The organism is Roseixanthobacter finlandensis (genome assembly GCF_043195105.2).
GTDB lineage: Bacteria > Pseudomonadota > Alphaproteobacteria > Rhizobiales > Xanthobacteraceae > NCEH01.
In genome coordinates this window covers 15,192-40,496 of record NZ_JBAFWO020000002.1, presented here as the reverse complement: position 1 = coordinate 40,496, position 25,305 = coordinate 15,192, and the positions used below count along the sequence as shown (strand labels likewise).

At 63.3% G+C, this 25,305-nt stretch carries 26 protein-coding genes and 1 pseudogene; 13 read left to right on the top strand and 14 right to left on the bottom strand.

Features of this window, described 5'->3' with window-relative positions:
- Nucleotides 1-292: 292 nt before the first annotated feature.
- Nucleotides 293-418 carry a hypothetical protein gene (locus tag V5G24_RS25790; RefSeq protein ID WP_281807057.1) on the bottom strand — a complete coding sequence of 42 codons (126 nt, stop codon included), beginning with the start codon at nucleotides 416-418 and terminating at the stop codon, nucleotides 293-295.
- Between the two features lie 294 nt (nucleotides 419-712).
- On the opposite strand from V5G24_RS25790, the gene V5G24_RS25785 reads away from it, so the two are divergent.
- The 5 genes from V5G24_RS25785 to V5G24_RS25765 all read left to right on the top strand — a co-directional run bounded on the left by V5G24_RS25785 (nucleotide 713) and on the right by V5G24_RS25765 (nucleotide 4,192).
- Entirely contained in the window at nucleotides 713-1,153 is a 441-nt protein-coding gene (locus V5G24_RS25785; RefSeq protein ID WP_281807059.1) for an Hsp20/alpha crystallin family protein, read from the top strand.
- A 12-nt stretch (nucleotides 1,154-1,165) separates the two neighbouring features.
- The gene (locus V5G24_RS25780) at nucleotides 1,166-1,549 is read left to right on the top strand and encodes an Hsp20/alpha crystallin family protein (RefSeq protein ID WP_137901562.1); all 384 of its coding nucleotides are present in this window, start codon (nucleotides 1,166-1,168) and stop codon (nucleotides 1,547-1,549) included.
- Between the two features lie 7 nt (nucleotides 1,550-1,556).
- Nucleotides 1,557-2,057 carry an Hsp20/alpha crystallin family protein gene (locus V5G24_RS25775; RefSeq protein ID WP_137901561.1) on the top strand — a complete coding sequence of 167 codons (501 nt, stop codon included), beginning with the start codon at nucleotides 1,557-1,559 and terminating at the stop codon, nucleotides 2,055-2,057.
- A 143-nt stretch (nucleotides 2,058-2,200) separates the two neighbouring features.
- Nucleotides 2,201-2,353, top strand: coding sequence for a DUF5990 family protein (locus V5G24_RS25770; RefSeq protein WP_171021013.1), 153 nt, complete (start codon nucleotides 2,201-2,203; stop codon nucleotides 2,351-2,353).
- Nucleotides 2,354-2,635: 282 nt separating this feature from the next.
- Nucleotides 2,636-4,192: an FAD-dependent monooxygenase gene (locus V5G24_RS25765; RefSeq protein WP_394016018.1), complete on the top strand. Its 1,557-nt coding sequence runs from the start codon at nucleotides 2,636-2,638 to the stop codon at nucleotides 4,190-4,192.
- Here the strand turns inward: V5G24_RS25765 and V5G24_RS25760 are convergent.
- From V5G24_RS25760 to V5G24_RS25750, 3 genes are all read right to left on the bottom strand, one after another.
- The gene (locus tag V5G24_RS25760) at nucleotides 4,189-4,608 is read right to left on the bottom strand and encodes an aldo/keto reductase (protein WP_394016028.1); all 420 of its coding nucleotides are present in this window, start codon (nucleotides 4,606-4,608) and stop codon (nucleotides 4,189-4,191) included. The two genes, V5G24_RS25765 and V5G24_RS25760, sit on opposite strands and share 4 nt — an antisense overlap.
- 325 nt (nucleotides 4,609-4,933) lie before the next feature.
- Complete coding sequence (locus V5G24_RS25755) at nucleotides 4,934-5,422, bottom strand: Hsp20 family protein (protein WP_137902086.1); 489 nt, start codon at nucleotides 5,420-5,422, stop codon at nucleotides 4,934-4,936.
- Nucleotides 5,423-5,773: 351 nt separating this feature from the next.
- On the bottom strand, nucleotides 5,774-6,793 hold the full coding sequence (locus V5G24_RS25750; RefSeq protein WP_137902102.1) for an NADP-dependent oxidoreductase: 1,020 nt from the start codon (nucleotides 6,791-6,793) through the stop codon (nucleotides 5,774-5,776).
- Nucleotides 6,794-6,881: 88 nt separating this feature from the next.
- Here V5G24_RS25750 and V5G24_RS25745 point away from each other — a divergent pair, with 88 nt between their 5' ends.
- A complete protein-coding gene (locus tag V5G24_RS25745) occupies nucleotides 6,882-7,874 on the top strand; it encodes a LysR family transcriptional regulator (protein WP_137902087.1) in 993 nt (330 codons plus the stop codon).
- A 181-nt stretch (nucleotides 7,875-8,055) separates the two neighbouring features.
- Here V5G24_RS25745 and V5G24_RS25740 read toward each other — a convergent pair whose 3' ends face one another.
- The 8 genes and pseudogenes from V5G24_RS25740 to V5G24_RS25705 form a co-directional block, all read right to left on the bottom strand.
- Nucleotides 8,056-9,243 carry an abortive infection family protein gene (locus V5G24_RS25740; RefSeq protein WP_137902103.1) on the bottom strand — a complete coding sequence of 396 codons (1,188 nt, stop codon included), beginning with the start codon at nucleotides 9,241-9,243 and terminating at the stop codon, nucleotides 8,056-8,058.
- A gap of 58 nt (nucleotides 9,244-9,301) precedes the next feature.
- Nucleotides 9,302-9,523: a helix-turn-helix domain-containing protein gene (locus V5G24_RS25735; protein WP_137902088.1), complete on the bottom strand. Its 222-nt coding sequence runs from the start codon at nucleotides 9,521-9,523 to the stop codon at nucleotides 9,302-9,304.
- Between the two features lie 45 nt (nucleotides 9,524-9,568).
- Nucleotides 9,569-9,772: pseudogene (locus tag V5G24_RS25730) on the bottom strand (CorA family divalent cation transporter); the annotation flags it as partial.
- Between the two features lie 176 nt (nucleotides 9,773-9,948).
- On the bottom strand, nucleotides 9,949-12,291 hold the full coding sequence (locus V5G24_RS25725) for a S8 family peptidase (protein WP_393986291.1): 2,343 nt from the start codon (nucleotides 12,289-12,291) through the stop codon (nucleotides 9,949-9,951).
- A gap of 7 nt (nucleotides 12,292-12,298) precedes the next feature.
- Nucleotides 12,299-13,270: an AAA family ATPase gene (locus V5G24_RS25720; RefSeq protein ID WP_244617013.1), complete on the bottom strand. Its 972-nt coding sequence runs from the start codon at nucleotides 13,268-13,270 to the stop codon at nucleotides 12,299-12,301.
- Nucleotides 13,271-13,398: 128 nt separating this feature from the next.
- Nucleotides 13,399-14,607: an RHE_PE00001 family protein gene (locus V5G24_RS25715; RefSeq protein ID WP_394016016.1), complete on the bottom strand. Its 1,209-nt coding sequence runs from the start codon at nucleotides 14,605-14,607 to the stop codon at nucleotides 13,399-13,401.
- Nucleotides 14,608-14,815: 208 nt separating this feature from the next.
- The gene (locus tag V5G24_RS25710; RefSeq protein ID WP_137901605.1) at nucleotides 14,816-15,262 is read right to left on the bottom strand and encodes a plasmid maintenance toxin (PemK-like); all 447 of its coding nucleotides are present in this window, start codon (nucleotides 15,260-15,262) and stop codon (nucleotides 14,816-14,818) included.
- The gene (locus tag V5G24_RS25705) at nucleotides 15,249-15,521 is read right to left on the bottom strand and encodes a type II toxin-antitoxin system Phd/YefM family antitoxin (protein ID WP_137901604.1); all 273 of its coding nucleotides are present in this window, start codon (nucleotides 15,519-15,521) and stop codon (nucleotides 15,249-15,251) included. The genes V5G24_RS25710 and V5G24_RS25705 overlap by 14 nt, the downstream gene beginning before the upstream one ends.
- A 62-nt stretch (nucleotides 15,522-15,583) precedes the next feature.
- Between V5G24_RS25705 and V5G24_RS25700 the strand changes: the two genes are divergently transcribed.
- The 6 genes from V5G24_RS25700 (at nucleotide 15,584) to V5G24_RS25675 (ending at nucleotide 22,901) form a co-directional block, all read left to right on the top strand.
- On the top strand, nucleotides 15,584-16,678 hold the full coding sequence (locus V5G24_RS25700; protein ID WP_137901603.1) for a hypothetical protein: 1,095 nt from the start codon (nucleotides 15,584-15,586) through the stop codon (nucleotides 16,676-16,678).
- 8 nt (nucleotides 16,679-16,686) lie between these two features.
- Nucleotides 16,687-17,856, top strand: coding sequence for a tyrosine-type recombinase/integrase (locus V5G24_RS25695; protein ID WP_394016015.1), 1,170 nt, complete (start codon nucleotides 16,687-16,689; stop codon nucleotides 17,854-17,856).
- A 406-nt stretch (nucleotides 17,857-18,262) separates the two neighbouring features.
- A complete protein-coding gene (repA, locus tag V5G24_RS25690) occupies nucleotides 18,263-19,468 on the top strand; it encodes a plasmid partitioning protein RepA (RefSeq protein WP_006023650.1) in 1,206 nt (401 codons plus the stop codon).
- A 2-nt stretch (nucleotides 19,469-19,470) separates the two neighbouring features.
- On the top strand, nucleotides 19,471-20,490 hold the full coding sequence (gene repB / locus V5G24_RS25685; protein ID WP_137901601.1) for a plasmid partitioning protein RepB: 1,020 nt from the start codon (nucleotides 19,471-19,473) through the stop codon (nucleotides 20,488-20,490).
- 219 nt (nucleotides 20,491-20,709) lie between these two features.
- Entirely contained in the window at nucleotides 20,710-21,942 is a 1,233-nt protein-coding gene (gene repC / locus V5G24_RS25680; protein ID WP_137901600.1) for a plasmid replication protein RepC, read from the top strand.
- A 626-nt stretch (nucleotides 21,943-22,568) separates the two neighbouring features.
- Entirely contained in the window at nucleotides 22,569-22,901 is a 333-nt protein-coding gene (locus V5G24_RS25675; RefSeq protein ID WP_137901599.1) for a single-stranded DNA-binding protein, read from the top strand.
- Nucleotides 22,902-22,983: 82 nt separating this feature from the next.
- Here V5G24_RS25675 and V5G24_RS25670 read toward each other — a convergent pair whose 3' ends face one another.
- Together V5G24_RS25670 and V5G24_RS25665 are read right to left on the bottom strand one after the other, a co-directional pair.
- Nucleotides 22,984-23,355, bottom strand: coding sequence for an XRE family transcriptional regulator (locus V5G24_RS25670; RefSeq protein WP_394086047.1), 372 nt, complete (start codon nucleotides 23,353-23,355; stop codon nucleotides 22,984-22,986).
- An 83-nt stretch (nucleotides 23,356-23,438) separates the two neighbouring features.
- Entirely contained in the window at nucleotides 23,439-23,768 is a 330-nt protein-coding gene (locus tag V5G24_RS25665; RefSeq protein WP_137901598.1) for a helix-turn-helix domain-containing protein, read from the bottom strand.
- A 303-nt stretch (nucleotides 23,769-24,071) separates the two neighbouring features.
- Here V5G24_RS25665 and repC (V5G24_RS25660) point away from each other — a divergent pair, with 303 nt between their 5' ends.
- Nucleotides 24,072-25,304, top strand: a complete 1,233-nt coding sequence (gene repC, locus V5G24_RS25660) for a plasmid replication protein RepC (RefSeq protein WP_281807003.1) — start codon at nucleotides 24,072-24,074, stop codon at nucleotides 25,302-25,304.
- Nucleotide 25,305 lies beyond the last annotated feature (1 nt).

Here is a 25,305-nt window from a genome sequence, read left to right as displayed (position 1 = left end):
GGTTCGTGTCAGCCGAGTGCAACTAGCCATATCAGATGCAGCAGGCAGTTGTCAGGCTCGCTCCACGGACTAAATTTGCAGCGGCGGCTAGGGCCTGTCCAGACGGAGCGGCGAGAAGTGTGAACCCGAAAGTGAGACCATGAGGTTGGACACAAACGTGACTGCGAAGAAGCGACCCAGATATACCCTCCTCGATGATCCCGGGTCAGCTGCCGGGAACGAGATCATCGTCACTATTTTTGACTGGCAAGGGAAGGCCCCCATCCGGGCCACCCTCGGATGGATGGCGCATTCACGAGAAGGCGCGCACGTTGGCCCGGACGAGAGCGAGGAGGTCGATGTAGGCCTTGCACTCGCTCAGGCGCAGCGCCTGCTTCAGCGTTACGGTTTCCGTAGGATCGTGATCGTGCTTGAGCACGAAGACCTATGGGATCCCGCGTGGGGCGATCTTGTCCGCCGCTAACGCCGGGCTAGCGACAATTGGGGCCGGACCGGGAACCTCGAGAGTCAAGCACCGGCGCGGCCCTGTTTGCACCCTGGGACAATTACCCCTTTCGGTCAAACCTTGAGCGGCAACCCCGTCTAGGCCGATGGGCGGTCCCCTTTGGTAATGCCCCGGCGCAGCCAAATCGCGAAATAACTGACGGTCATCAGTGCCAATCTGGCGGAGAGTCGCCACGATCCCTTCAACGTCAGTAAAGGGAGTTGGCAAATGCTCGCCTATCCAGGAAATGCGGGGCGCACGTTCGATCCATTCCGGCAGATGCGACTCATGCAACAAGATGTGAATCGCGTGATGAACAACCTGCGAGCCCCCACAACGTCTGAATTTCCCCCGATCAACATTTGGACCGGCCCCGACGGCGCCGTGATCACTGCGGAGATTCCTGGCGTCGCTGCCGATGACCTCGACATCGCAGTCCATCAGAACACAGTAACCCTTCGTGGCAAACGAGCCTCCGACCCGGTCACCGAAGGCGCCGTTGTTCATCGCCAAGAGCGCGTTGCGGGTTCCTTTGCCCGCAGCCTTGTCCTTCCGTTCCGCGTAGATGGGGAGAAGGCCGCCGCAGCGTTCCGGAACGGGCTGCTTCGGCTCGAGCTCCCTCGCCCCGACGCTGATCGGCCTCGCAAAATCGCAATAAGCCGGACTTGAAGGAGACCCGTCATGGCCGCTCAGGACACCAGTGTAGGCGAGGCCGCCGAATCCACACGAGATGCGCCGGTCTTCGTCCCTCCAGCAGATATAATCGAGGATCAGTCCAGCCTGTTGATGGTTTTGGACCTCCCCGGCGCCGATCCCGAAAGCCTCGATGTGACGCTCGACAAGCGGCTCTTGCGGATCGCGGCGCGCTCGGTGCCGAGCCGCCCCGAAGGCTACACACTGCAGCACGCCGAGTATTGGGATGGCAATTACGAGCGGAGTTTTGTCATCTCAGAGCCAGTCGACGTGGCGAAAATCGAAGCGATTTTCAAAGACGGCGTTCTGCGGCTGACGCTGCCAAAGGCGACGCCGGCGCCGGCTGCCAAGATTTCCGTCAAGGCGGCGTGAGGCGACGATGAAAATCACCGACCTCATTCCTTGGAGCGGCTCCGGGCGGCACGTGGGTCCGCAAACGGGACCGGTGGACCCGCTTCGTGCGCTGCGGCAGGACATTGACCGCGCATTTGAGCAATTCTGGAGGATGCTTCCATCCCCATTTCCGGAGTTCGCACCCTCCGCACCTGATTCCGTCCGGCTGGATGTCAGCGATAGCGACAAGGCGATAACGGTCACCGCCGAATTGCCTGGCCTCTCTGAGGATGACATCGAGCTTTCGATCAGTGAGGGCTCTCTGACGATCCGCGGCGAAAGGAGTACCGACCGAAAAACTGAAGACGGAGGGCTCATCGTTCGCGAGCGAGCATACGGCTCCTTCCAACGCACCCTGCAGCTTCCAGACGGTGTCGATGCCGATGCGGCAAGCGCGACATTCAAGAACGGGATATTGACCATCGAGGTCCCGAAAACGGTTGAGTCAATCCCCAGTATTCAACGCATCCCTGTGCAGGCGGGTTAATATCGCCGCTCCAAGCCCCACCCGCCTTGCCTGCCCGCCATCCTCCCCCGGGGTGGCGGGCAACTTTGTGACCGCACCAGCTCATCATTGGCCGGCGGCGATCCCGGTGAAATTCCGGATTCCGCTCCTGCCTGGTTTGCAGGATGAAGATCGACATCGACGACATTGGAAATGACCGGCCGGATCGTGCCGCCAATAGCGGAGCTGTCATGCCAACATGTGCCATTGGCACCGATAACGACGGAACCGTTACCTGCGCCACGGTGCGGCCAGCGGGGCGGCGCATCGTCGAGTGATGAAGGCGAAAGGCTCATGGGTCACGAGCCGTAATTCAAGCTGAGACATCATCTCGGTCTGTTGCGGATTGATCGCCAAGACGCTATCCAGCCGGTGTCGGAAAAGGCAGACTTGGTTTGGTAAGCCCAAGTCCTTTCGGTAACGAAAGCTCTGGTCTTTGGCCTCGTGTCGGAGATCCCCACGACGAGCATGGGACGCTCCCCGGCGTCCCGATTGTTCGTCCGTGAGGTCGCTCGTTCGAGGAACGCTCAGGTCGAACGTGATCGACACAGGAGCGTTTCATGCCCAATTCCCAACCCATCTACGAAGTCGTAATCGCCGGCGGCGGCCCGGTCGGGCTCTTCCTTGCCTGCGAGTTGCGTCTCGCAGGCGTCTCTGTCCTTGTCCTGGAGCAGGCTGCCGATCCGCTGTCTCCTTTGAAGGCATTGCCGTTCGGAATGCGCGGTCTGTCCGCGCCGACCCTTGAGGTCCTCGATCGCCGCGGCCTGCTCGACGACGTCAGGGAGGCGAGCCAAGCGAACAATGCCTCGGGCGCCACCAAGGCCTTCGCGCATTGGATGCAGCAACAACAGCAGCGCCGGCCTGCCGGCCATTTCGCCGGCATCCAGTTCTTTCACGAGGACATCGACGTCTCGCGGTGGACATACCGCCTGCCGAGTCTGGCCGGGGTCAATCTAGCCGTGGACATGCAGTCCCTGGAAACCGTCCTCGCTGCCCGGGCGACCGTGATGGGGGCGGAGATCCAGCGTGGCGTCGGCGTCGAAGCTTTCGACCAAACCGACAACACCGTGATCGTCCGCGCTGGCGGCCAGACCTTCCACTCGCGATGGCTAGTGGGCTGCGATGGCGGGCGCAGCGCCGTGCGCAAGGCTGGCGGCTTCGAATTCGCCGGCACCGATCCCGAATTCACCGGCTACTCGGTCGAGGTGGAACTGGCAAACCCGGAGACGCTCCGCGTCGGACGTACCTATACGCGGACGGGCATGTACACCTACGCGCAGCCCGGCACGATCGCGATGGTCGACTTCGATCGCGGCGCCTTCCACCGCACACAGCCGATCACGATGGAGCACGTGCAGGTTGTTTTGCGCGGGATCTCCGGCGCCGACGTCACCTTGACCGCCCTCCGGCTCGCGACCACATGGACAGACCGAGCCCGCCAGGCGACGGCCTACCGCAACGGACGGGTGATGCTTGCCGGCGACGCCGCGCACACGCATTCGCCGCTGGGCGGTCAGGGTCTTAATCTAGGCCTCGGCGACGCAACAAACCTGGGCTGGAAGCTGGCGGCCACTATCCATGGGCGCGCGCCGGCCGGATTGCTCGACAGCTATTTCGCTGAACGCCATCCCGAGGGCGCGCGGATTCTCGACTGGTCCCGCGCGCAGGTCGCGCTCATGCGCCCTACTCCGAGCACCCGAGCGCTCGAATCTATCATCCGCGATCTCATCGGAACGCGTGACGGCGCGACCTACTTCGCCGAAAAGATATGGGGCCCGTCGCTGCGCTACGATCTCGGCGGCGGTCACCCTTTGGTGGGCCGGAGCGCTCCCGATTTCACTCTGATCGATGGAACGAGGGTCGGGAAGCTCCTGCAGGACGGCCGTGGCCTGCTGCTGGATTTTGCTCCAGGCGCGCCGCTACGGCTGCTGGCCGGCCGCTGGCAGGGGCGGTTCAACTACATTTCGGGCGACGCCGAGAACCGGCTGGGATTGCGCGCCATCCTCATCCGTCCCGATGGTATGGTTGCCTCGGCGATTGAGAGCGCCGCAGACGATCAAGGCGTTCGCCAGGCGGCCGAGCGCTGGTTCGGTGAGCCTGACAGACCGCCTAGCTAAGTCGTGCTGCGCGGCATGGCGAAGATGCGATCGAGTTCAACCAGATCTGCCGGGGCAAGTCGCAGATCGAGCGCGTCGCGGTTCTCCCTCACATGCCGTACGTTTCCAGCTTTCGGAATCGCGACAATTCCATCCTGTCTCAAGACCCAGGCGAGGGCCAACTGGGCGCGGCTACAGCCGTACCGCTCTGCCGCGCGGGCAAGCCGCCCGTCCCTGGCGAGATGACCTCCGCAGATGGGAGAGTGTGCCATGATCGGAACACCGCGCTCCCTGCACCATGGAAGAAGGTCGCACTCGATGTCTCGCCGGCACAGATTGTAGGCGATCTGATTTACCTGCACCAATTTTCCTACGGGAATGGCCGCGAGGTCCTTCAAATCGCGGATGAGGAAATTTCCGACACCCCAATAGCGTATTTTCCCGGCGCTTCTGAGCGCCTCAAAGCCGTCGATCGTTTCGGCGAGAGGGATCCTCTAGCTGACGCAGCGATGGAGAGCCCGGAACTGCGCGGGCGTCAGACGCCCAGGAGGCTAACAGGGCCCGCTTCTCAGCACGGCTCATCTCCGGATCATTTATAACGTCATCAGGCTGCTGGAATATCGGATGTCCAGCGCTGCGGCGTGCTTTATGGCGATCAATGTTTGAAAAGCTGCTATATTCAGTCATCTCCGTTTCTCCGCAATTCGTGACACCCGGATAGATCGGGAGGCAAATCGCAGGGTTTAGGTTTGGTCGACGGGCTCAGGCAGCTTTGCGCTGCGGCTCCGTATTTTGGCTGATCTGCTTCGTCTTGCCGTTGTCTCCCGCCGATGGGGCGTTGCGCGTCGAACCGATGGCGATCCGGCGAGGCTTCAACTCCTCGGGAATCTCCCGCACCAGATCGACCGACAGCAGGCCATTCTCCAACGTAGCATTGGCGACCTTGACGTGGTCGGCAAGCTTGAACGCCTGTTTGAAATCGCCGATCGCCAACCCTTGGTGAAGAATCTGCCTATTCTCCTGGCTCGGCCTTTTCTGTCCCGTCACGATGAGCTCAGGACCGTCCTGGGTGAGCTCCACCTCATCCGGGCTGAAGCCGGCGATCGCCATGGTGATGCGGTAGTCGTTGTCGCTCTTCTTCTCGATGTTGTAAGGCGGCCAGTCTGAGCGCACGCTGGTATCGAGCATGTCGAGAAGGCGATCGAAGCCCACCGTCGAGCGGTAAAGGGGCCTATAATCGAAGCTTCTCATAGCCATATCCTCCGTAAAGCAACATGGATTACAAGCAGCGTCACAGCGTCTCTGCGACGCCTATTGGTCGGGCCGAAGCCCCGACGCAGACGGATTTGGGAGAACCAAAAACTCAGTTCAAGAGAGCAAACCGAGATTTTTTGAACGATGTTTACGTTCAAGCAGCCGGATCGATGACGTCGGAGCGGATGCCGTAAACTACACCTCCGACGGCGAGCCGCCGTCCGAATGGGCTCGACAAACGACACACTCAGCCCCGCCGGCAGCCCGGACGGCCTTGCCGCTTCGCTCATCAAAGCGCCGACCATCTCGAACCAGGCGCCGTCCCAAGGCGCGGCTTTGGGATTGACGTCATTTTACCGCCAGGACGATCTTGCCTTGAATGTGCCCCTTGGCAGCTCGCTCGTGCGCAAGCCGCGCGTCGGCAAGGGCATAGGTGCTGTCGAGGACGACCCGGATCGTGCCTGCAGCAAGCAAGCTTCCAATCTCCGCCAGCTGCGCGCCACTCGACCGGACCTGAGTCGCCGAGACCGTGACGCCCAGCTTTTTCGCATCCTCCGCGCCGGTGAACCCAAGAGGAAAGACAGGAAACAGTGCGCCGCCCGGCTTCAGCGTGCGCAAAAACCGTCCGGTGCCGGGTCCGCCCACGGCGTCGACCACAAGATCGACGTCATGCGCCACGTCCTCGGGAGGCGTCTTGGTGTAGTCGATGAACGCGTCGGCGCCGAGATCGCGCAGAAGCGCCTCGTGCTTGCCCGACGCCACGGCGATGACATGGGCGCCTTTCAGCTTGGCGATCTGCACCGCGAAATGTCCGACGCCGCCAGCCGCTCCATTGACGAGAACGGTCTTGCCTTCCAACGGTACCGGCACATGCGGATACGGTTGTAACGGGTTGGGCGCGTCGTGCCCCAGATCGACCAGAAACTGCCACGCGGTGAGCAGCGACATTGGCGCCCCCGCGGCGTGCGCATGGTCGATCCCGGCCGGCTTGATCGCGACTTCGGAAGCCGGCACGCTGACATACTCGGCGTAAGCCCTGCTGTCGCCAGCGAGGCCCGAGGGAAATCGGACCATCGAATAGACCTCGTCACCCACGGAGAAACCTTCGACATCGCCGGCCACGGCCTCGACGACGCCGGAGATGTCGGTCCCGAGGATGAGCGGGAACGACACCCGCGGCTGCCATTCGGGCGGAAGCATCTTGTAGCCCTCACGCAGATACCAGTCGGGTGGATTGAGGCCGACGGCGTGAACCCGGACCAGCACTTCGCCTGGCTTCACCTCAGGCTTCGGGGCATCCTCATAGACCAGCACCTCGGGACCGCCGAACGCGTGCTGCCGGATCGCCTTCATTGTATCGCTCATCATGATCTCCTTTCGCCGTTCGGTGCTCAGACACCGATATAACACCGGTCCCGGCATTGATAATCTGCTCCAATGGCGCTTCAATAGTGCCATGAAGGAACAAATGCTTTTGGAGCGGTTGACCGGCCTGATCGCGTTTGCGCGTGCTGGCTCGATGGGTAGCTTCACAGCCGCTGCTCGCTCCTTATCGGTCTCACCCTCAGCCGTCAGCAAGAGCATCCAGCGCCTTGAGCGGCATCTGGGGGTTCCACTCTTCACCCGCACGACCCGGTCGCTGACACTCACGCCAGAGGGTCGCGATCTTCACGAGCGCGCGCTGCGTCTGCTGCGCGAGGCGGAAGCGATCGAGCAGGCGGCGATGAGCGCGCGCTCAGAGCCGTCGGGCAACTTGCGGGTGGCGGCGTCGCTGCCGATCGGACTGCATGTGATCGCGCCCGCTCTGCCTGCGTTCCGAAAGAGTCATCCCAAAGTGACGGTCGATCTCAGACTGACTGACCGGATGGTGGACATCATCGAGGAAGGCATCGACGTCGCAATACGCATTGGCGATCTGGCGGATTCGCGCCTGTTGTCGCGGAGCCTTGCCCCTTATCGACTCTGCTGCTTTGCGTCACCCGCTTACCTTGCGGCGCGCGGCGCGCCGCTGCACCCCGACGATCTGGCGGGGCACGACCTCGTCAACCTTCGTTATCAGAGCACAGGTCAAAGCTTTCGCTGGCCCTTTCAGATTGCCGGTCACGAGATCGAGCTGGTACCCACCGCGAGCATCGTCGTCGACGTAAGCGATGCGGTACTCGTGACGCTCGCGGCCGGTGGCGGCATCGGGATCAGCGCCTCCTTCATTGCGGCGCCTTACGTCACGCGCGGCGACCTCGTCCCAGTGCTTTCCGCCTTTGCGGTAGAGCGGCACAATATTACTGCAGTATGGCCCGAAAGCCGCCGCGCGAACCCTGCCGTGCGTGCCTTTCTGACCCTATTGCAGGACGTCTTTCAGGAGCGACTGACGGCCACGGCGAGCCTGTCGGAGGAAGGGCGCCACGTTGCCGGAGCCAGAAACCAGACCACTCAAGGATTCCCGAGTTGACATTCTAATCCCGGGTTGCGTCGTCCTTCGACGCGATATGCGCGTGATAGCCGCATAGTCCGTTGTGCTCATAGTATTCTTCGGCACTCAGGTCGGTTCCGCAAACCGCGCTAGCGGCCCTCCGCCATCGATAGGTCGACTGACATCGGCAGGTTCGTTTCGCTTGTGACCGCCGTTGTCATCATCCCCGCGGTTTCCGGCCTATGCCGTGCGCAGCCTCCGATGACGATCCGCCACGCGCCTCTTTGCGCGCCTCCCAGGTCGCGACCAGAAAGGTGGCCATCGCGCCAGCGAGATTGACTGCCAGCTCCGCGTGCCTTGGCTGTGGGCGCGCGCGCTTCGGCCCAGGGCTGTGCGCATCACTGAGCTTGTTGCGCAGGGCGCCCAAGGATTCGACAACAGACTGGCAGCTTCCGAGAATCTGCTTGAAGACCTGCTCCGTATGGTCGTCGGGCGCGAGCTTCAGGACTTTGGAGAGCTTGCGGTAGAGGGCCGGCAGATCGTCAGCTTCTTGCCAGGTCTCACCCGCCTCCTCGAGGATCCATTTGCAGACGTCTTCGAGCAGGGTGCGGGCCAATGTAATTGCGCCTGCCGGTTCCGAGCCGCGCCGCTCCATGGCCATGGTCCAACGCGCGTGCACCTGCGTCGGGTCAAAGGCGGCCAGCGTCGCGGAGATGCTGGCATCTGCTGGCGATCCGGTTGGTGCGACTCTCACGGCGTAAAATGGACTTCCAGAAATTCGTCCCGCCAAGGCTAACGTATAGCCGTCGTGCCGCAGTAGGCCGTCGATCTTCTCGGCCAGCTCGATTTGCTCGCTCCCCGAGAACGCATCTGGCGCCGTGACGGCGGCAAGGAATTTAAATAGCTGCGCGCGTGAGCACGTTAGCAGCCCGAGCGTCTCCAGCACATCGCGCTGGGTCAGGTCGTCGTTGCGGATAGTATGGCGATGGAGATAGTCCTCGAGCGTTGCCTCATCGCTGGGATGAGGTGCGCGAAGAGAACCGATCGGCCAAAGGCCGCGAATAAGCTCGATGTCCTCGATCTCGCGCGCCAGCGGGCGGCCTTCGAACAGCGCGATCAGACGTCGACGCGTGAGCGTGGTGACCGCCGGGCCGTTTAGCTCGTCAATCTTGGCCAATTGCTCACTGAGCTCGAAGCGCTGCTCTTCAGCGGCAAGCTCGCGAGCGGAGACGACGACCTGTTCGGCCGATACATCCGCAAGCCGCTTCTGGGCATATTTGTATTTGCTGGCGAACGCCTCCTGTTCCTCGCCGTCCGCCAGATTCAACCGACGGCACAAGCCCGGTACGTCATAGGCTTTGGCGTCAGAGATCGCCGACGCCAGCAGGTGGCGAAGCTCCTTGATCATGGCGGGTGGGATAGCGACGGGCATCGGCGCTGGTGTCGGCTGGCGTATGGTCGGCATACTAAAGGACCCCCCACGCCCGATATCTGTCTCTCCCGGTCGCCTCCCGCTCCAGCGCTTCTAAGCGGTCCGTCATGTCCAACAGCTTTCGCGCCGCGGCGGCAATCGCTCCGGCGATCGTCGGATAAGTCTCCGCCGAGTTCATCGAGACGCCATCCGGAAATGTCACGGTCGCCTGATAGCCATTGCCTTTCGGCGTGGCGGAAAGCTGGATCGCTGACATAGCGCGGCTCGCCTCATATCTTTCGATCGTTCGAGCACGCAGCGACTAAAACCAGCCACGGCGCTTGAACCAGATGAGGGGCAGAATGGGGCTAAGCACGATGGCAAGCCAGGACAAAGGGTATCCCCATGTCGAGCTCAACTCCGGCATGTTCTAAAAGTTCATCCCCCAAATACCCGCCAATAGCGTCGGCGGCACGCCGACAACCGAAACGATAGTCAGGACTTTGAACAAGTCGTTCTGGTCGATCGAACTATGATCGAAGAGGCGCTCCCCGGTCAATTGTCAGGTGAAGCTCGGCTCAGATTTGAGCCAGATGGCTTGAATTGCGAGTTCAACATTCCCTTGGCGATTATGCAGGAACGATAGCTCCGACGCCTGTCGCCCACCTCGATCGACTGTATTCAAAGGTCGGCGTGTCGGTGCTAAGCTTGGACGCGAATCCGCTGGCGCACTCTTTCATAGAGTTGGACGTCTGCCTTTTGCAGAAGCTCGACCACGATTGCGAATTGCTGCCGATCGACATGGGTCGCCCAGCCGCTTTCGCAGCGCACGACGAGATAGTAGCTGTCGCCGTATTCTTCGACACCGCGTTTGAACGTGACAGTTGCACACTGAACGGTGCCTTTCTCGCGCAATTGCGGTCCGGGAACGAGATTGCAATTGTATCGCGGTGCAAGTTCAGGGAACGGACCGTCGTCCTTGTCACGCTTGCGATAATGATCGAAGATCAAGTCAGGCTGGCATCCGCGAACCAACCGAAAGCTCATGCCAACGCCTGCATAATCATTTCGGGTGTGACGCACCGGTGGATCGAATGCCAGCGTCACGCGAATGCAGCGCTCACCGTTTCCCCCAGCCTGAAACGCTTCCGGGATCGGAATCCGATAGACGGCAAAATGATCGAGGGCGATCTCATCCTCGGCGTAAAGCGTGACGCGCGCGTTGTCCGAGAATGCGGCGCGTTCGAGATCCACCAGACCGTGACCGACAATCGCCCGCGTCGCATCTGCACCAAGCAGTTGAAGCCGCTCGCTGGCGGGCGGCGGGATTTCCGCAGATCCCACAATCAGCGCCCGCACGAGATTAGCTGAGGCCTGCGGGAAGCGCGTCATGATCTGCGCGGCGCTGAAGGCAACGCGCGGCGCGGCATAGGACGTGCCTGATCCCGCCGTGAAGAGCTGATCGAGATAGCTGTGATGCAGCGTCAGAACACCGGCGCTGCCGACGTCCTCCCCTCCCCGCAGCCGCGCGACGACGGCATCGAAAATCAGCGTGCCGCCAATCTCAACGACGTCGGGTTTGGTTGCCCCGCCTGGTCCCGGCCCGATCCTCGAGAACGGCGCCGGCTCATGCAGGCGTGTGATGGCGCGGACGCGGACGTCGTCGGCGCGATCGGGATCGAGACCCTCACCGTGCGCGAGTGCGCCGACGGTGATGACGTTCAAGGCGCCGGCCGGCTCGAACAGCCGGTTGGCATCCTCCAGAAGATAGCGCGGATATTCGGTCACGGCCTGTTCGAGACGATTGCCGCCGCGCGGGCTGCGATTTCCGGACGAGACGACGATGACGACGTCGAGCTCGCGCGCCAATTCGTCGAGCGTGGCGGCCCATGTGCCGACCTTGCCGCCGTCGAAGACGCGCCGGCGGTCGGCAAGCGCGATCACGAAGACCCGACAGCCAAAGCGCTGGTACAGGGTCGCGATCGCCTCGCGCATCTGCGAGGGCACGAGGCGCCTGTCGTCAAAGCCACCTTGGTCGTTCACCACTTTCGCCGCACAAAGCCGCGCGCCGCGTTGCAATGCGCCGGCGTCGAGTTGCGCACGAAGATCGCCGAACACGGCCACACCGGCCACGCGAGTGCCATGACCCCAGACGTCCGCGGTGCCGAGATCGGCCGGTACGCCGATCGAACCGACAAGAATATCCGCCAGGAATGGGTGATCGTTGACGCCGCTGTCGATGATGCCGATCAGCGGTGCGTCATCGGCCACGGCATTCAATGGCGGCGCATCCGCCATGACCATGTCGAGCGCCTCTGCCGTGGTCACGTCCGGGGCTGGCGGCAGATCGATCGCCGCGATTTCCTCGACCGTCAGCAACGTGCGCAGCAGCTCGCCCGTCAGACGCGCGCGAAACATGCTGATCGAGGGGCCGACATAGCGATCAAAGACATCGCCACCTCGTGCCTCGACGTAGCGGATGACATCCTCAAGCTTGCGCTCGCGGAGGCGACGTTCGCCCAGATCCCAAAGCTCGATGTCCACCAGATAGGATGTCTGCGCGACGAAATCCTCGACATCAGCGAAACCTTCTTCCCGCAAGCGTGGTCCGATCCGATCACGCGGCTCGACCGATCCAATGCTTTCGATCCCGGAGACGAAGTTGACGTAGGGGGCGTGCTTCTGGCCAGGGGGCGGGCCGCCCTGATAGGCGTCAAGCCGCGCGCGGAAATCCCGCATGTCTTCACTCGATGCGAACAGCACGAGCGTGCGGTCCGCGTCGCTGGACAAAACCGTGAGCCCGAGCCGTTCCCACTCCTCCTCGAGCAGGGCGCCCGTCATCTGCACGCGCAGGATCAGAGACGGGTCGACAAATTCGGGCTTGCGCCGGCGTCTTTGTTCCTGGGTCGCGGTGTCGAGCTCCTCGCGCAGCTTCGTCGTGTGTTGGCCGCGATCGCGCGGTGGCGGCGGTCCGCCGCCGCCGTGCTTGCGCCGCTCGAATTGCTCGGGAAGCCGGACGAGTTCGAGGTGATCGTATCGGGCCACGGCGCGCCTAGCTCGGCGACGCGAGGCGAGACTGTCCTGCCCGGCGGCGCGCCTCGTCCTCCAAGGCGCGATTGAAGTCGCGGGCCTGCACCTGCTTACGGCGATCGATGATCATCGTCTTGACCGCCTGGGTGCAGACGCGCTCGATCTCGGCGTAGGAATAGCCCTCCAGCGCGGCCGCATGCTGCAGCGGATCGAACGCGGTCGCGATGTTCTTGAACTTGAGCCGCAGGAAGCGGGCGATCATCGCGCGATCCGGCTTGTCGAACCAGACGACCTCGTCGAAGCGCCGCCAAACCGCCGGATCGAGGGATTGATCAAGGTTGGTCGCGGCGATCAGAAAGCCCTTCGGCTGAATATGATCGATGAACAACAGAAGGCTGTTGACGACACGGCGCAGCTCATTGTGCTCGCTCGAGTCATCGCGCGAGCGCGCCAGCGCGTCGAACTCGTCAAAGAACAGCACGCAGGGCTGTTTCCGGGCGAACTCGAAAATCTTGCGGACATTGCCAGCCGTCTCGCCCAGGTAGGACGAGATCAGCCTATCGAGCTTGACGAGGAACAGCGGCAGACCGAGCTCGGCTGCAAAAATCTCCGCGCACAGCGTCTTGCCGCATCCCGGCGGGCCGCAGAACAGAAGCTTGGATCGGACCTTGAGGCCGTGACGCCGGATCTCGTCGGCGCGGCGAAACTCTTTGACGAGGCCGAGCAGCACCCGCACGTTCGTCGCCCCGAGCACGATATCATTGTGCGTGTGCTGCGGTTCAATCCGCTCGATGAAGTCGGCGGCTGCTTCGGGGAACGGAAGCAGGGGCGCAAGCGCCTTCGGACCGCTCGGCCGGCTTGGGCCGGCCTCAAGGGTCTTGCGCAGGCTGCGCGCCAGCACGCGGTTGTTCTTCTTTTCCTCTTCGCCGATGATTTGCTCCGCTACGGCCCGGAACTCATCGTCCCGACCGTAGCTGGCCAGCAATTTTTTCATCAACTCCCCGCGGGCCATGGCTCTGCTTTACTTTCTCCTGTTGGGCGAATCATAACCGCAAATGCAGCGTTTCACGATGGGGTTACTGCCCGATTTAAACAACGCAAATCACCATCGTCGGGCGACATCTAAAGCACCCCCCACGCCCGATACCTGTCTCTGCCGGTCGCCTCCCGCAGACCGAGCTCCCCGACCAGGTCCTGGGCGGCGCGTGGCGTGATCCTCAGCTCCTGCGCGATCATGCCGGCCGAGACGATCGGCCGGGCCAACACATAGTCGATCAGCGCCGGCAGCCGGGAGGTGGAGCGGCGGCCGGCGAGCTTGCGGGCCAGCAGGGTGCGGGCAGTCTGCCAACGGTCGTGATCCTTGAGACCGGCCTCGGCCGCGGCCGCGATCGCCTCCAACTGAACGGCGAGGCGGGAGGCCGCGTCGCGTGGCCGCCGCCGCTCGCGCGGGATCGCTTTGAGGCCGTCATGGAGGCAAGGCAGGTGCGAGCGCGCCTTTCCCCGCGCCCGCAGCAGCGCGGCGGCGAGCAGCCGGCCGAGCCATGGCGCGTGCTGTAGCGGTTCCAGCGCGTGCCACGCGTCGGCGGCGATCGCCGTCGCCAGCGCCGGCGGCAGGTTGCGTGTCTGGTCCACGACCGCTCGCCATGCGTCGAGACGTTCATCTTCGTCCCAGTCGAGATCGTAGACCAGCGGGTCTCGCTCGGGTCGCTTCGGGCGCCGATCGGTTGTCTCGCCGGCCAGCGTGCGGTCGGCTTGGGCGATCGCGGCGTCGACGGCCGCGAAGATGTCGGCCATCCGGTCGTCGGCTGGGGCCACGCGAAACCGCTCGGGCGCATCCGCCTCACTGTCTTCGTCTTCGCGATCGCGCACCTCATCCTCTTCCTCATTCCGGTTGCCGCGTTCCTCCTCCCGGTCGCCCTGCTCTCCCCTGCCCCGCAGCCCGGCCACCGACAGCGCCCAGTCGGGCTTGGCGTCGGCGATGCGCCGTCGCGTTCGCAGAACGGCGTGGGCGCGCGTGAGCTCGTGGGTCGGGGCGCGGACGTCCATGCCGGCGTCGTGGAGGACGAGATCGTCGAGATGGACGAGCTCGCCTTCCAGCCACAGGGCGGCAGCGGCGTCTGAGAAGTGGGTCCGGGCGATCCAGCCGTCGCGGACCGGGCTCCTGGCCAGCCGCTCGTCGAGGCGGGCCAGCGCGTCTTCGGCCGTCGCGAGCGGGCCGGCGATCTGGCTCCAAGGTAGCGGATCCGGGATCTGGTAGGCGGAGGGCAAGGTCTTGATAACCTTAACGTGAATCGGTGAAACGGAAGCTATCACGGCGTTGGCTTCCGTCATAGCGATGCCTTCTGGCGCATGCTTCTCACTATCGATAACTAACCCTTATCGATAGTGTTGGACATGGATTCGCAAATCAGCGATTCTGAGCTTCCTCAGCCCGGCAAATCACGCCCGCCGGGCCTCCGATCGACGAGAGGACGACCCGCTGGCAGCCCCCTCCCCTCCTCCGAATGCCTTTTACCGTCGCCGGCGTGCCGAGCGGTCCTTACTCGGTCCGCGGCACGCTTCGATGCGGCGCGCGGGTTGTGACCTCCCCGCGCGCGATCGCGACGAAGCGGCGCTTGACCTCGGCGAAAAGGCCCGGCGTCAGCGCGCCGTAGTAGCCGCTCTCGGTATCGATGTTGCGCAGGTCCGGCCCGGGCCAGGCGAAGCGGTTGCTCTCGGTCAGCACGATCCACGAGCGCTCGGCGTCGAGCCGCAGACGTCCCTTGACGTCGGCCGGGATCTCGATCGCGTCGGCCGGATTCACCGGCGGCGTGTGGGTGATCGGCAGCACGCGCACGATCGGCGCGCCCTCCTCCGTCGTCATGACGATCGCCAGCACCAGGCAGGGCCGGTCCTTGTCGCCCTCCTCTCGGCCCTCGCGGTGCTGCCAGTCCCACAAATAGGCGTAGCGAAAAATCCAGCCGACGCGGACCTCAGTCGGCAGCATGCTTACCGGCTGGGGCGGTGAGTTGCGCAGGGTCCGGCGTCAGTTCGGCCGTTTCGACCGCCTCGATCTCGGCGTCACTCAGATCAACCGTGCGCTGGACCCGGCGGTCGCGCTTCGACAGGCGAACGAAGTCCTCATAAGCCATCAGCACGGTGCGCGGCCGGCCATTCTTGGTGATTACCACCGGCTCGCGCACGGCGGCATCCTGGTAGGCGCCGAAATTCTTGGAGACTTCGGCGGCGGTCACGGTGGAAGCCATGATCGGTTCTCCTTTGTTCCGGAATATACGGAAATCCCGGTAATCCCGCAAGAGGCCAATCAATGACCCCTTCTCCCGTCCGCCTGCCCGATTCGGCCTCGCTGGAAGCGGTCCTGGCGGGGCTCGACCCGACCTCGGCCGACGTCGGCCTGGTGGTTGCCCTCGCCGCCGCCTTCCCGGGCTTCGATTTCAGCGTCGCCCACGTGGACGACGACTACTGGCGCGACACGCGCTCGGTCATCTGGCCGGACGGCACCCGCGTCGGCGAGCTCCGACCGTGGATGACGGCAGAACTCGCCAGGGACGGCGGCGACGTCAAGGCGACGTGGGCGCGCCTGAAAGACACCGGCCTGCAGATCACCGAGTGGCGCGGCACCAGTGCCTTCGTCTTCGCGCCGACAGGTTCCGCAGCCGCCGACTACATCCAGATCGCGCTGGGCCGCGAGATCGAGTGGCGCGCCGGTTCCATCGTCGATCCGGATTACCGGCCCTGGGGTGAGCAGGAATTGCTCGACCCGAGCTGGCCTCGCCGGGATCCCCTGCCCGACACGGACCGACTCGCTGGCCCGATCTACCGCCTTCTCGATCGCGCCGGCGGCGCGTTCATTCACATCCGCAGCTTTCTAGACCGTTGCGGCCGCGTCGAGCACGAGAAGCGCGAGGCGAAGCGGCCCGAGATGGATCGGCGGGTCATCCGCGAAACCATGCCCAACGGGACGACGCGCGAAACCCCGTTCCTTGAGCTGGTGCCGGACTATTTCGAGTTCGTGCCGCGCGAGGTGAGGTTCTTCCGGGACTGGGAGGCATCGAGTGCGGCCGGGCAGCGCGTCTTCGCGCACTGGGCGCTCGACGCTCGCGATTACACCCACAAGGGCGAGCGTGAAGTCGGCTTCATTCCTCGCCCGTTGAAGATGCCGGGCGAACGCTTGCTCATGACGCCTGAGACGACCGTCCATCAATTGATGGATCGGATTGAGGCGATCGATCGCGAGATCGCCCTGCCCTTCGGCTGGTTCTTTCTCATGATACACGGCCACTGGGTCGACGCCGATGTCGGCCTCGCGATCGCGGACGCCCTCAAGGCCCAGCGCGTGCGGCTGCCCGATCCGGACGCCGCCGTGCTGCTGCGCTGGGCCGCGCGGACCTACGGCTTCTGAGGGACGTGATGGACGATATAGTCAAAGTCCGAGCACTCGACGCCGAATCGCAGCGCGCCCTCGCGCTCGACACGCTGTCGGCCATCCTGCCGATGGACCGGCGCGATCGGCTCGCGCAGCTGCTCACCGACGACGACGTCGCGACTCTCAAGCACCTCGCCAAGGAAGGCATGGGCGAGAACAGTCTTCGCGCGCTCACGTCGGATCTGGCCTACCTCGAAGCTTGGGCTCTCGCGGCCACCGGCGAGGCGCTGCCGTGGCCGGCGACGGAAGCACTCGCGCTAAAGTTCGTCGCGCATCATCTATGGGATCCCGCGCAGCGCGCGATCGACTTACGCCATGGCATGCCAGCCGACGTCGCTGGCGAGCTGCGCGCCGAGGGCCTGCTGCGCACCGAGGGACCGCACGCGCCGAATACGGTGAAGCGGCGCCTTGCAAGCTGGGGGACGCTGCATCGCTGGAAGGGGATCGAAAGTCCGCTCACCGCGCCAAGTCTTCGTTCGGCCGTGCGTCTGGCTGTCCGCGCTTCTCCGCGGCCGCGCCGCCGTAAAAGCAAGCGCGCCGTGACGCGCGACGTCCTCGACCGGCTGACGGCGACTTGCACGACGGATCGGCTGGCCGACACGCGCGACCTCGCGATCCTGCTGCTGGCGTTCGCCTCCGGCGGGCGGCGGCGCAGCGAGGTGGCGCGGCTGCGGGTCGAGCAGCTGAGCGACGAGCCCGGCGTTCTGCTTGATCCGCTTGATCCGAATTCGCCGACGCTGCCGTGCGTCTCGATCCAGCTCGGTCGCACGAAGACCGGCGACGCCGATGACGAGCGTAGGGTGTTCCTGGTCGGCCCGCCGGTCAAGGCGTTGCGGGAATGGCTCGACCGAGCTGATATCCGGAAAGGCGCGATCTTCCGCGCGATCGACCGTTGGGAGGCGCTCGAGGAGCGCGCGCTGACCCCGCAATCGATCAATTTGATCGTCAAGCGGCGTTGCACGATGGCTGAGCTCGACCCCAAAGACTTTGCTGCGCATGGATTGCGGGCGGGATATCTCACCGAGGCGGCGCGCCAGGGCATCGGCTTGCCGGAGGCGATGCAGCAGTCGCAGCATCGGTCGGTCCAGCAGGCGGCGAGCTACTACAACGAGGCGGAGCGCGCGCAGGGCAGGGCTGCCCGGCTCGGTGTGTGAGTAGCGGCTGATGAAATGAGTGGCTTAAGTTGTCCGCGTACAACTCGACGCAGGCCAACCCCCCTCAGGCTTCAGCCGCGTCTGTCTGGCGCGAATATAGCCGGGCGCGCGCGCAAACCAGCGCCGATAGTAACGAACCGAGCGGTAGCGTCGAACGCTCCTCAACTCGCCCCGCCCGTGCGTTAAGTTGTCCGCGTACAACCCAGCCACATGAAGTGCGACGGTTCGCGCAAGGGCAAAATATACGCTCCGCAGCGCGCCAAACCGAATTCCGCTTTGGTGGAGATCACTCCGTTAACTTCTCATTAACCCATTAGTCCTTGCAGCAACGAAAGAATCGGGCATAACTTGGGTTCAACGCTTTTTGGGCCAACCTGCTCAAAAAACCGCAGATGCAGAGAAACCGATGCCCGCTACGCTTCTGCCGAAAGACAATGCGCCTCGCGATCTCAGGTCGTTGATCAACGCTGATGCGGCGGAGCTGTCAATGCGGCTTCGCGCGAGGCAGCTTGAGGACTTTCCCCCCGAGGCGAAAAAGACGTTGCGTCCGTTCTCTCCATCCGAGGCGGCGCGTTTCATCGGAATAGCCGACGGCTATCTCCGTCAGCTCGCCTCTGAAGGGAAGGGGCCCGATCCCCTTCCCAATGGGCGTCGAATGTATTCGCTTGAGGATGTCGAGGCGCTACGTCAATCGCTCGACGCTTCTGGCAAGGGCGGACGCCGCTACACGCCTCGCCGCAGCGAAAATGAGAAGTTGCAGGTCCTCGCGGTGATGAACTTCAAGGGGGGAAGCGGCAAGACGACGACATCGGCGCATCTGGCCGAATACCTCGCCTTTCGCGGATATCGTGTGCTGGCTATCGATCTGGATCCGCAGGCGAGCCTGACGGCACTCTTCGGATTGCAGCCCGAACTCGACGTCGCCGACAATGACACGATCTATGGCGCCATTCGGTACGACAGCGATCGCCGCGAGATGGCCGAAATTGTGCGGGCCACATACATTCCCACGCTTCATTTGATCCCCGGTCAACTCGAACTGATGGAGTTCGAGCATGAGACGCCGAAGGCGTTGATGACGCGGCAGGACGGCGGCCAGATGTTCTTCGCTCGCATCGGTGAAGCACTGGCGCAGGTGAGCGATGCCTATGACATCGTCATCATCGATTGCCCGCCGCAACTCGGGTTCCTGACCCTTTCGGCACTCTGCGCCGCGACAGCTGTACTCATCACAGTCCATCCTCAGATGCTGGACGTAATGTCGATGTCCCAGTTCCTGAACATGACAGCTGGCTTGCTCGACGTCGTCGCCAATGCAGGCGCGGCGACTGACTACGACTGGATGCGTTATCTCGTCACGCGATACGAACCGAGCGACGCGCCCCAGACCAAATTGGTGGGCTGGATGCGCTCGATCTTAGGTGAACGAGTTTTGACCCATCCGATGGTCAAGAGCACGGCCATCGCCGATGCCGGATTGACCAAGAACACACTCTACGAGGTCGATCGGAAGGGCTTCTCCCGTCCGACCTATGACCGTGCGATTGAATCTCTCGACCTCGTCAACGGTGAGATCGAGGGTTTAATCAGGCAGGTCTGGAAGAGGGTCTGAGCATGGCTCGGAAGATAAGCTTCGACCACGTGCCCAGCGAGCCACAAGCGTCGCAAGAACCTCCAGCGCGACTGTCGGCCAACCAGGTCCGGCCGCTTCTGGGCCTGGACCGGCCGCTCAAGCAACCGGGCGCGCTCGGTGCGATCTCGCAGAACCTCGGCGGCATCAAGGAGCGAGCGGATCGGGCCGACGAGTTGGAGAGACAGCTGCTCGAGGGGCAGACGATCGTCGAGCTCGATCCGGCCCTCGTCGACGATTCCTTCGTACCGGACCGCATGGAGGCGAGCGCGGCCGATGAGGCGGCGTTCCAAGAGTTGATCCGCGAGCACGGTCAAAACACGCCGATCCTCGTTCGCCCGAGCCCGGAGAATTCAAGCCGCTTTCAGGTAGCCTTCGGGCACAGGCGCCTACGCGCTGCCCGCTCGCTCGGAAGAAAGGTGCGGGCGGTGGTCCGCGCTCTGAGCGACGAAGAGCTGGTGGTCGCCCAAGGCCAGGAGAACAGTGGTCGAACCGACCTGACCTTTATCGAGCGAGCCCGCTTTGCCGCCCGACTCGAAGAGCGCAAGTTTTCGCGCGAGACAATCATGGCGGCGTTGAACGTCGACAAGGCTGCGCTATCGCGACTCATTGCGGTTGCGACCCGCGTCCCCACCGAGGTCGTCGAGGCGATCGGCGCCGCGCCTGGCTATGGCCGCGTTCGATGGCAGGAGTTGACCGATCTCCTTGATGGCGACGGCAATCGACACCGCGCCATCGCGCTTGTGAAGGAGGAAGGGTTCGCTGACCAAGACAGCGACAAGCGGTTCGAAGCACTCGTCGCAGCGTTGGGCACCAAGGCGGCGCGGGCGCGGGCGGAAAGCTGGTCGGCGGCCGACGGCACGCTCGCAGCGAAGGTTATGCGAACCGGCAAGAAGCTCAGTCTGACTTTCGACGACCGCGTAGCCCCGCAATTTGGCGAATTCGTTCGCCAGCACTTGCAAAGGCTCTACGACGAATACCGCGCCGCGTCCGGCGAGGACTGAAGGAACACCCACCCGGAATGAGCCGGCTGGGCAGGTGCAATCTGGCTCAGGAGAAACCTAGGCAAAAGAAAAAGGCCCCCGAAACGTCACCGTCCCGGAAGCCTCTGTCTTAGTTTGGCGACTGATAGAGAATCACTTCCGCGAATCGCAGTCAAGTGTCTCGTGCGAGACGGCGCCGTTTTGGCGAGCAGATTTCCTTTGCCCGAACGAGGCAAAGACATGGAACCTTATCAATCAACGACGCCCTTCGGGCGGCGATCGCTGACGCTCGCCCATGTGGCAACACAGATCGTCGCGTCATCCCGGCCGCCTGAGAAGGTCGTGCACAAGTGGAAGATTTTCCACGCCATCTGCAGGGCACGGCCGAGCCTCGGCGTGACAGAGCGAGCGCTGTCGGTCTTGAACGCGCTCCTCACCTTCCATCCCGAGACGGCGCTGACGGGCGAGGACGACCTTGTCGTTTTCCCCTCGAACCAGCTCCTGTCACTGCGCGCGCACGGCATGCCGGCGTCAACGTTGCGACGCCATCTCGCGGTCCTGGTCGACGCGGGCCTCGTCATCCGCCGCGACAGTCCCAACGGCAAGCGCTACGCGCGCAAAGGTGCGTCCGGCGAGATCGAGCTGGCGTTCGGATTCGACCTCTCGCCGCTTGTTGTCCGCTCGGAGGAATTCGAAAGCCTGGCAGCCGCCGTGGAGGCCGAAGCGCGCGCCGTTAAGCTCGCGCGGGAACGCATCACGCTGTGCCGGCGCGATATCGCCAAGATGATCGCGACCGGCATCGAGGAGGGCGTGCCGACACGCAGGGGAGGGCAGGGACCCGCGGACTGGGCGCAGATCCACGCCGGCTTCCGCTCGATCGTCGAGGGGATTCCGCGCACCGCGACGCGCGCGCAGCTGGAAGCGGCGGCCGAGGAGCTATCACAACTGGCCGACGACGTCCTCAACCTCCTGGAAAGCCACATCAAAACACACGATATGAGCGCCAATGAGTCCCGAAATGAGCGCCATATACAGAATTCAAATCCAGACCCCTTAATTGATCTTGAACCTGGCTTTCGAGGAAGCCGGGCGGCGAGGGCGGTGCCAGAACCCCAAACGCCGAGGATTGCGGAAACGGCCTATCCGCTTGGAATGGTATTAAACGCTTGCCCGGACATCTCCGACTACGCCAAAGGCGGAATTTCGAACTGGCGCGACCTGCTGGCGACCACGGCCGTTGTGCGCTCGATGCTTGGGATCAGTCCCAGCGCCTGGGAGGAGGCGCAAGCCGTCATGGGCGAAATGCAGGCCGCGGTGGTTGTCGCGTGCATCCTGCAGCGCGGCGCGGCAATCCGCTCCGCCGGCGGCTATCTGCGCGGTCTGACTGAACGGGCCAAGGTCGGTGAATTCTCGCTCGGCCCGATCCTGATGTCGCAAATCAACGCACAACTGCGCACGAAGCGAACCGCATGATGGCGCGGGCGATGTCCGAAAAGGCATGCCATCTCCGATGGTTCGATGGTTCGATGGGACGTGGGCGTCCCGCGCCGGTGAGGTCGCAGCCGCGGGGCGGAGCTCGGGTTTCGCGCACCCGGCGTTGGTGCGACGGTCCTGCCGTCGAAGCCGTCGCAGGGCGGTTCGCCGCTGCCGCTCGATCCGGCCATGGCTGATTTCCATGGTCGACCCCGATCCGTGCGGCGCTTCCTCGCTGACCCACGATCCTGGATGGGCAGGCATCGACTCGCGGTTTTCCATAACTCGAAATGGGGCCGGCGCGTGGTCCAGGTAGCACGACGACGATTGCTCCTCTCTACAGGTCGGGCGGCGCTCCCGGTTGCATGGCTGGATTCCTATGGCCGTCGCCGGCACGGCGGGCCCTACGCCCGAGAATTTTCCCCTGCCGGATCACCCCGCGAGCGGGGCCCCCAACCGGCATTCCTCGCGCACGCGCCTGCGGCGCCAAAATTCACGGCCTGACGGGACGCAGCGCTGCGCTCGCCCTTCGCCCGCGTCTCGCGGGCTTCGGCTCTGTGCCGTCTTCCCGGCCATGACGGATCGCCATCGCAACGGGGCGCCGCCCCACAAGATGGAGAGAGACTATGCGCAACATCGCCGAATTCACCCTCATCGGCCACGTCGGGACCATCAAGCAGGTCGGCAAGACAGTCCGTGTCACCGTCTGCGCCAACTATCCCTTCAAGGATAAGGGCGGCGAGTGGAACGACGACCAGCACTGGAACGAGGTCACGATCTTCACCAAGTCGATCCAGGGCTACGTGAACGAGCACGTCAGCAAGGGCGACCTCGTCCACGCGCGGGGCCGCCTGCGGCAGAACAGCTACGAGCGCGACGGCAAGCGGACCTACACCGTCGACCTGATCGCCCTGGAATTTGGCCGCCTCGCCCAGGCCGTTGAGCGCTCAGCCGCATGACCGATCCAGTGGGGAGGCGAAAGCCTCCCCACCTCTTCCATCGATCTTGAGCAGTTGGTCGCCGCATCGATCGCCGGCGCCGTCAGGAAGGAAGCTTTCGCGATCGCGTCTGACGCGCCAAGGCGCGATCGGCGCGATTTTTCTTGCTGATCGCCGACGTCAACTCGTCGTAATCGACACCGCTCTTCTTGAGCGCGCGCCGTGCGTCCGACACATCGAAGCCGAGCAACTCAAACACGCTCATGTTGAGGCTCGAAGCGAACCTTTCGATCGTACGCAAAGTTGGATTCCCGATGCCGCGGACGATCGTATAGTAGGTCCCGCGTGCCAGTCCGGTCTTCGGCAGGAATGCTTCCATGCCGCCATTTTCGATCTCGAGCTGCTGCAGACGGATGGCCAGCATCTCATTCAGCACCGAATGATCGACTGGCTGAGGCTTGCGAACAGGCGACATGGCGAAAGGGCTTTCGGACAAAACTCCGCATCCGATTCACCATACATTACGTCTGAAGTCTAGTATATTGGACGTTGTCAATCCTACCGTAAATTCTTTGAATATGCGCTTCCCTTCATCGAGCCGATTGAGTCGCCCTCGTGCCGACGGTCCGAGGTCCGCTTCCGCAACAAGGTCAGAGGGTCGACGCCCGCTCGTTCCGCGATGAGTTCAATGTAACTAAGGCTTGGATTCGCTGCTGTCGTCATCAGGTGGAAGTAGCTTGATCTCGGGATCCCTAGGCTTTTCGCGAACTCTCCACGGGTTAGCTGTGCTTCGAGACGCAGTGCTTCGAGCCCCGACTGAAACGCTCCTATGAGCAAACATCCCTTCGCTGCGTGATCTGCTTTGCGTCGGCATGACTTCTCAGCCATGAGCCTTCCCTCCGAACCATGATCCGAACGATACCCATGCGGCCGCAGCCTACATATTGGACGGCCGACTAACATTCAATATAATGTACTGATCTGATTCAACCAGGAGAAGTGCGTTCAGACAAAGAAAAACCCGGCAGAGCCGGGTCTCTCAAGAGGGTCAGCGGGCTGGCGACGGCAATCGCCAGCGAGGCCTCCAAACGCAAAGGCATCTTAGCTCGCGCGATCCGACAGTTCAAGAGACTCAGCGTTTTCACGCCACGGTCTTTGTTTGCCACGCGCTCTCGCAACGAGAGGACGCGAATGCAGATGCTTGGCTTCAATCCTATCGCCCCTTTTGGATGCGGCGCGCTGTCCCCGGCCGCGCTTCGGATTCAACGCGACGTTCGGCAGTGCCAACCCGGCAAGGCCTGCCACAAATGGAAGACGTTTCGCCACGCATGCGAAGCGAAGGCCGCCCTTGCCCTTTCCGACCGCGCGCTGACCGTCCTGAATGCGCTGCTGAGCTTCCACCCGGACACGGTGCTCACGCTCGGGTCCACTGATCTCGTCGTGTTTCCATCAAATCGCGAGCTCTCGCTACGCGCCCACGGCATCCCTGCGTCGACCTTACGTAGGCATATTGCCGCTCTTGTGAAATCGGGTCTTATCCAGCGTCGGGATAGCCCAAATGGCAAACGCTACGCTCGGCGCGCAGCAGGCGGCGACATCGAGCTGGCATTCGGGTTCGATCTCAGCCCGCTCGTGGCGGCTGTCGACGACCTTGCGGAACTCGCCGCTCGCGCTGTCGAGGAGCGACATGTTCTCGATGCGCTGCGCGAGCAGGTCACGCTCGCGCGCCGCGACATCGCAAAGATGCTCGCGCTGGGTGTCGAACGGGGCGTCGATGCCGACTGGCCAGCACTGCACCACGAATTCCTGGGGCTGATCGACGGCCGACCACGCACGCCGTGCCGCGCTGCCCTCGAGCCGCTCGCCGCGGCGCTGGTCGAGCTGTCGGGGCGGATCCTCGAAATTCTTGAGAGTCATATCGAACCCACAAGGCCAATACGCGAACCGTCCGCAAATGCGTCCATAGCAACGAACCCGACGCCGAAAGCCGGCGCCGAAAGCGCCGGCAATGCATTCCAGCCCGACATCGAGCGCGATGTCGCATCAGCAGTCCCTGTCCGGCTCGTCGCCGAGACGTGTCCTGATTTTGTGGACTACGCCCGCCACGGGCTACGAACGATACGGGACGTGGTGGACGCCGCCGTCATCGTGCGCCCGCTTCTCGGCGTCAGCCCAAGCGCGTGGGAAGAGGCCTGTGCTGCAATGGGGCAGGGGCCGGCGAGCGTCACCTTGGCGCTGATCCTCCAGCGCGGCAACGGCATCAAAAATCCCGGCGGCTACCTCAGGACGCTCGCCCGACGTGCGGCAGCCGGCCAATTCTCTATCTGGCCTATGCTGATGGCTCTCCGCGGCGCGCAACGTGGAAAGGATCCAGCAGAGATGAAGACACCTGCAGGACCTTCCTTCCCGGACGACAGCGCGTAGC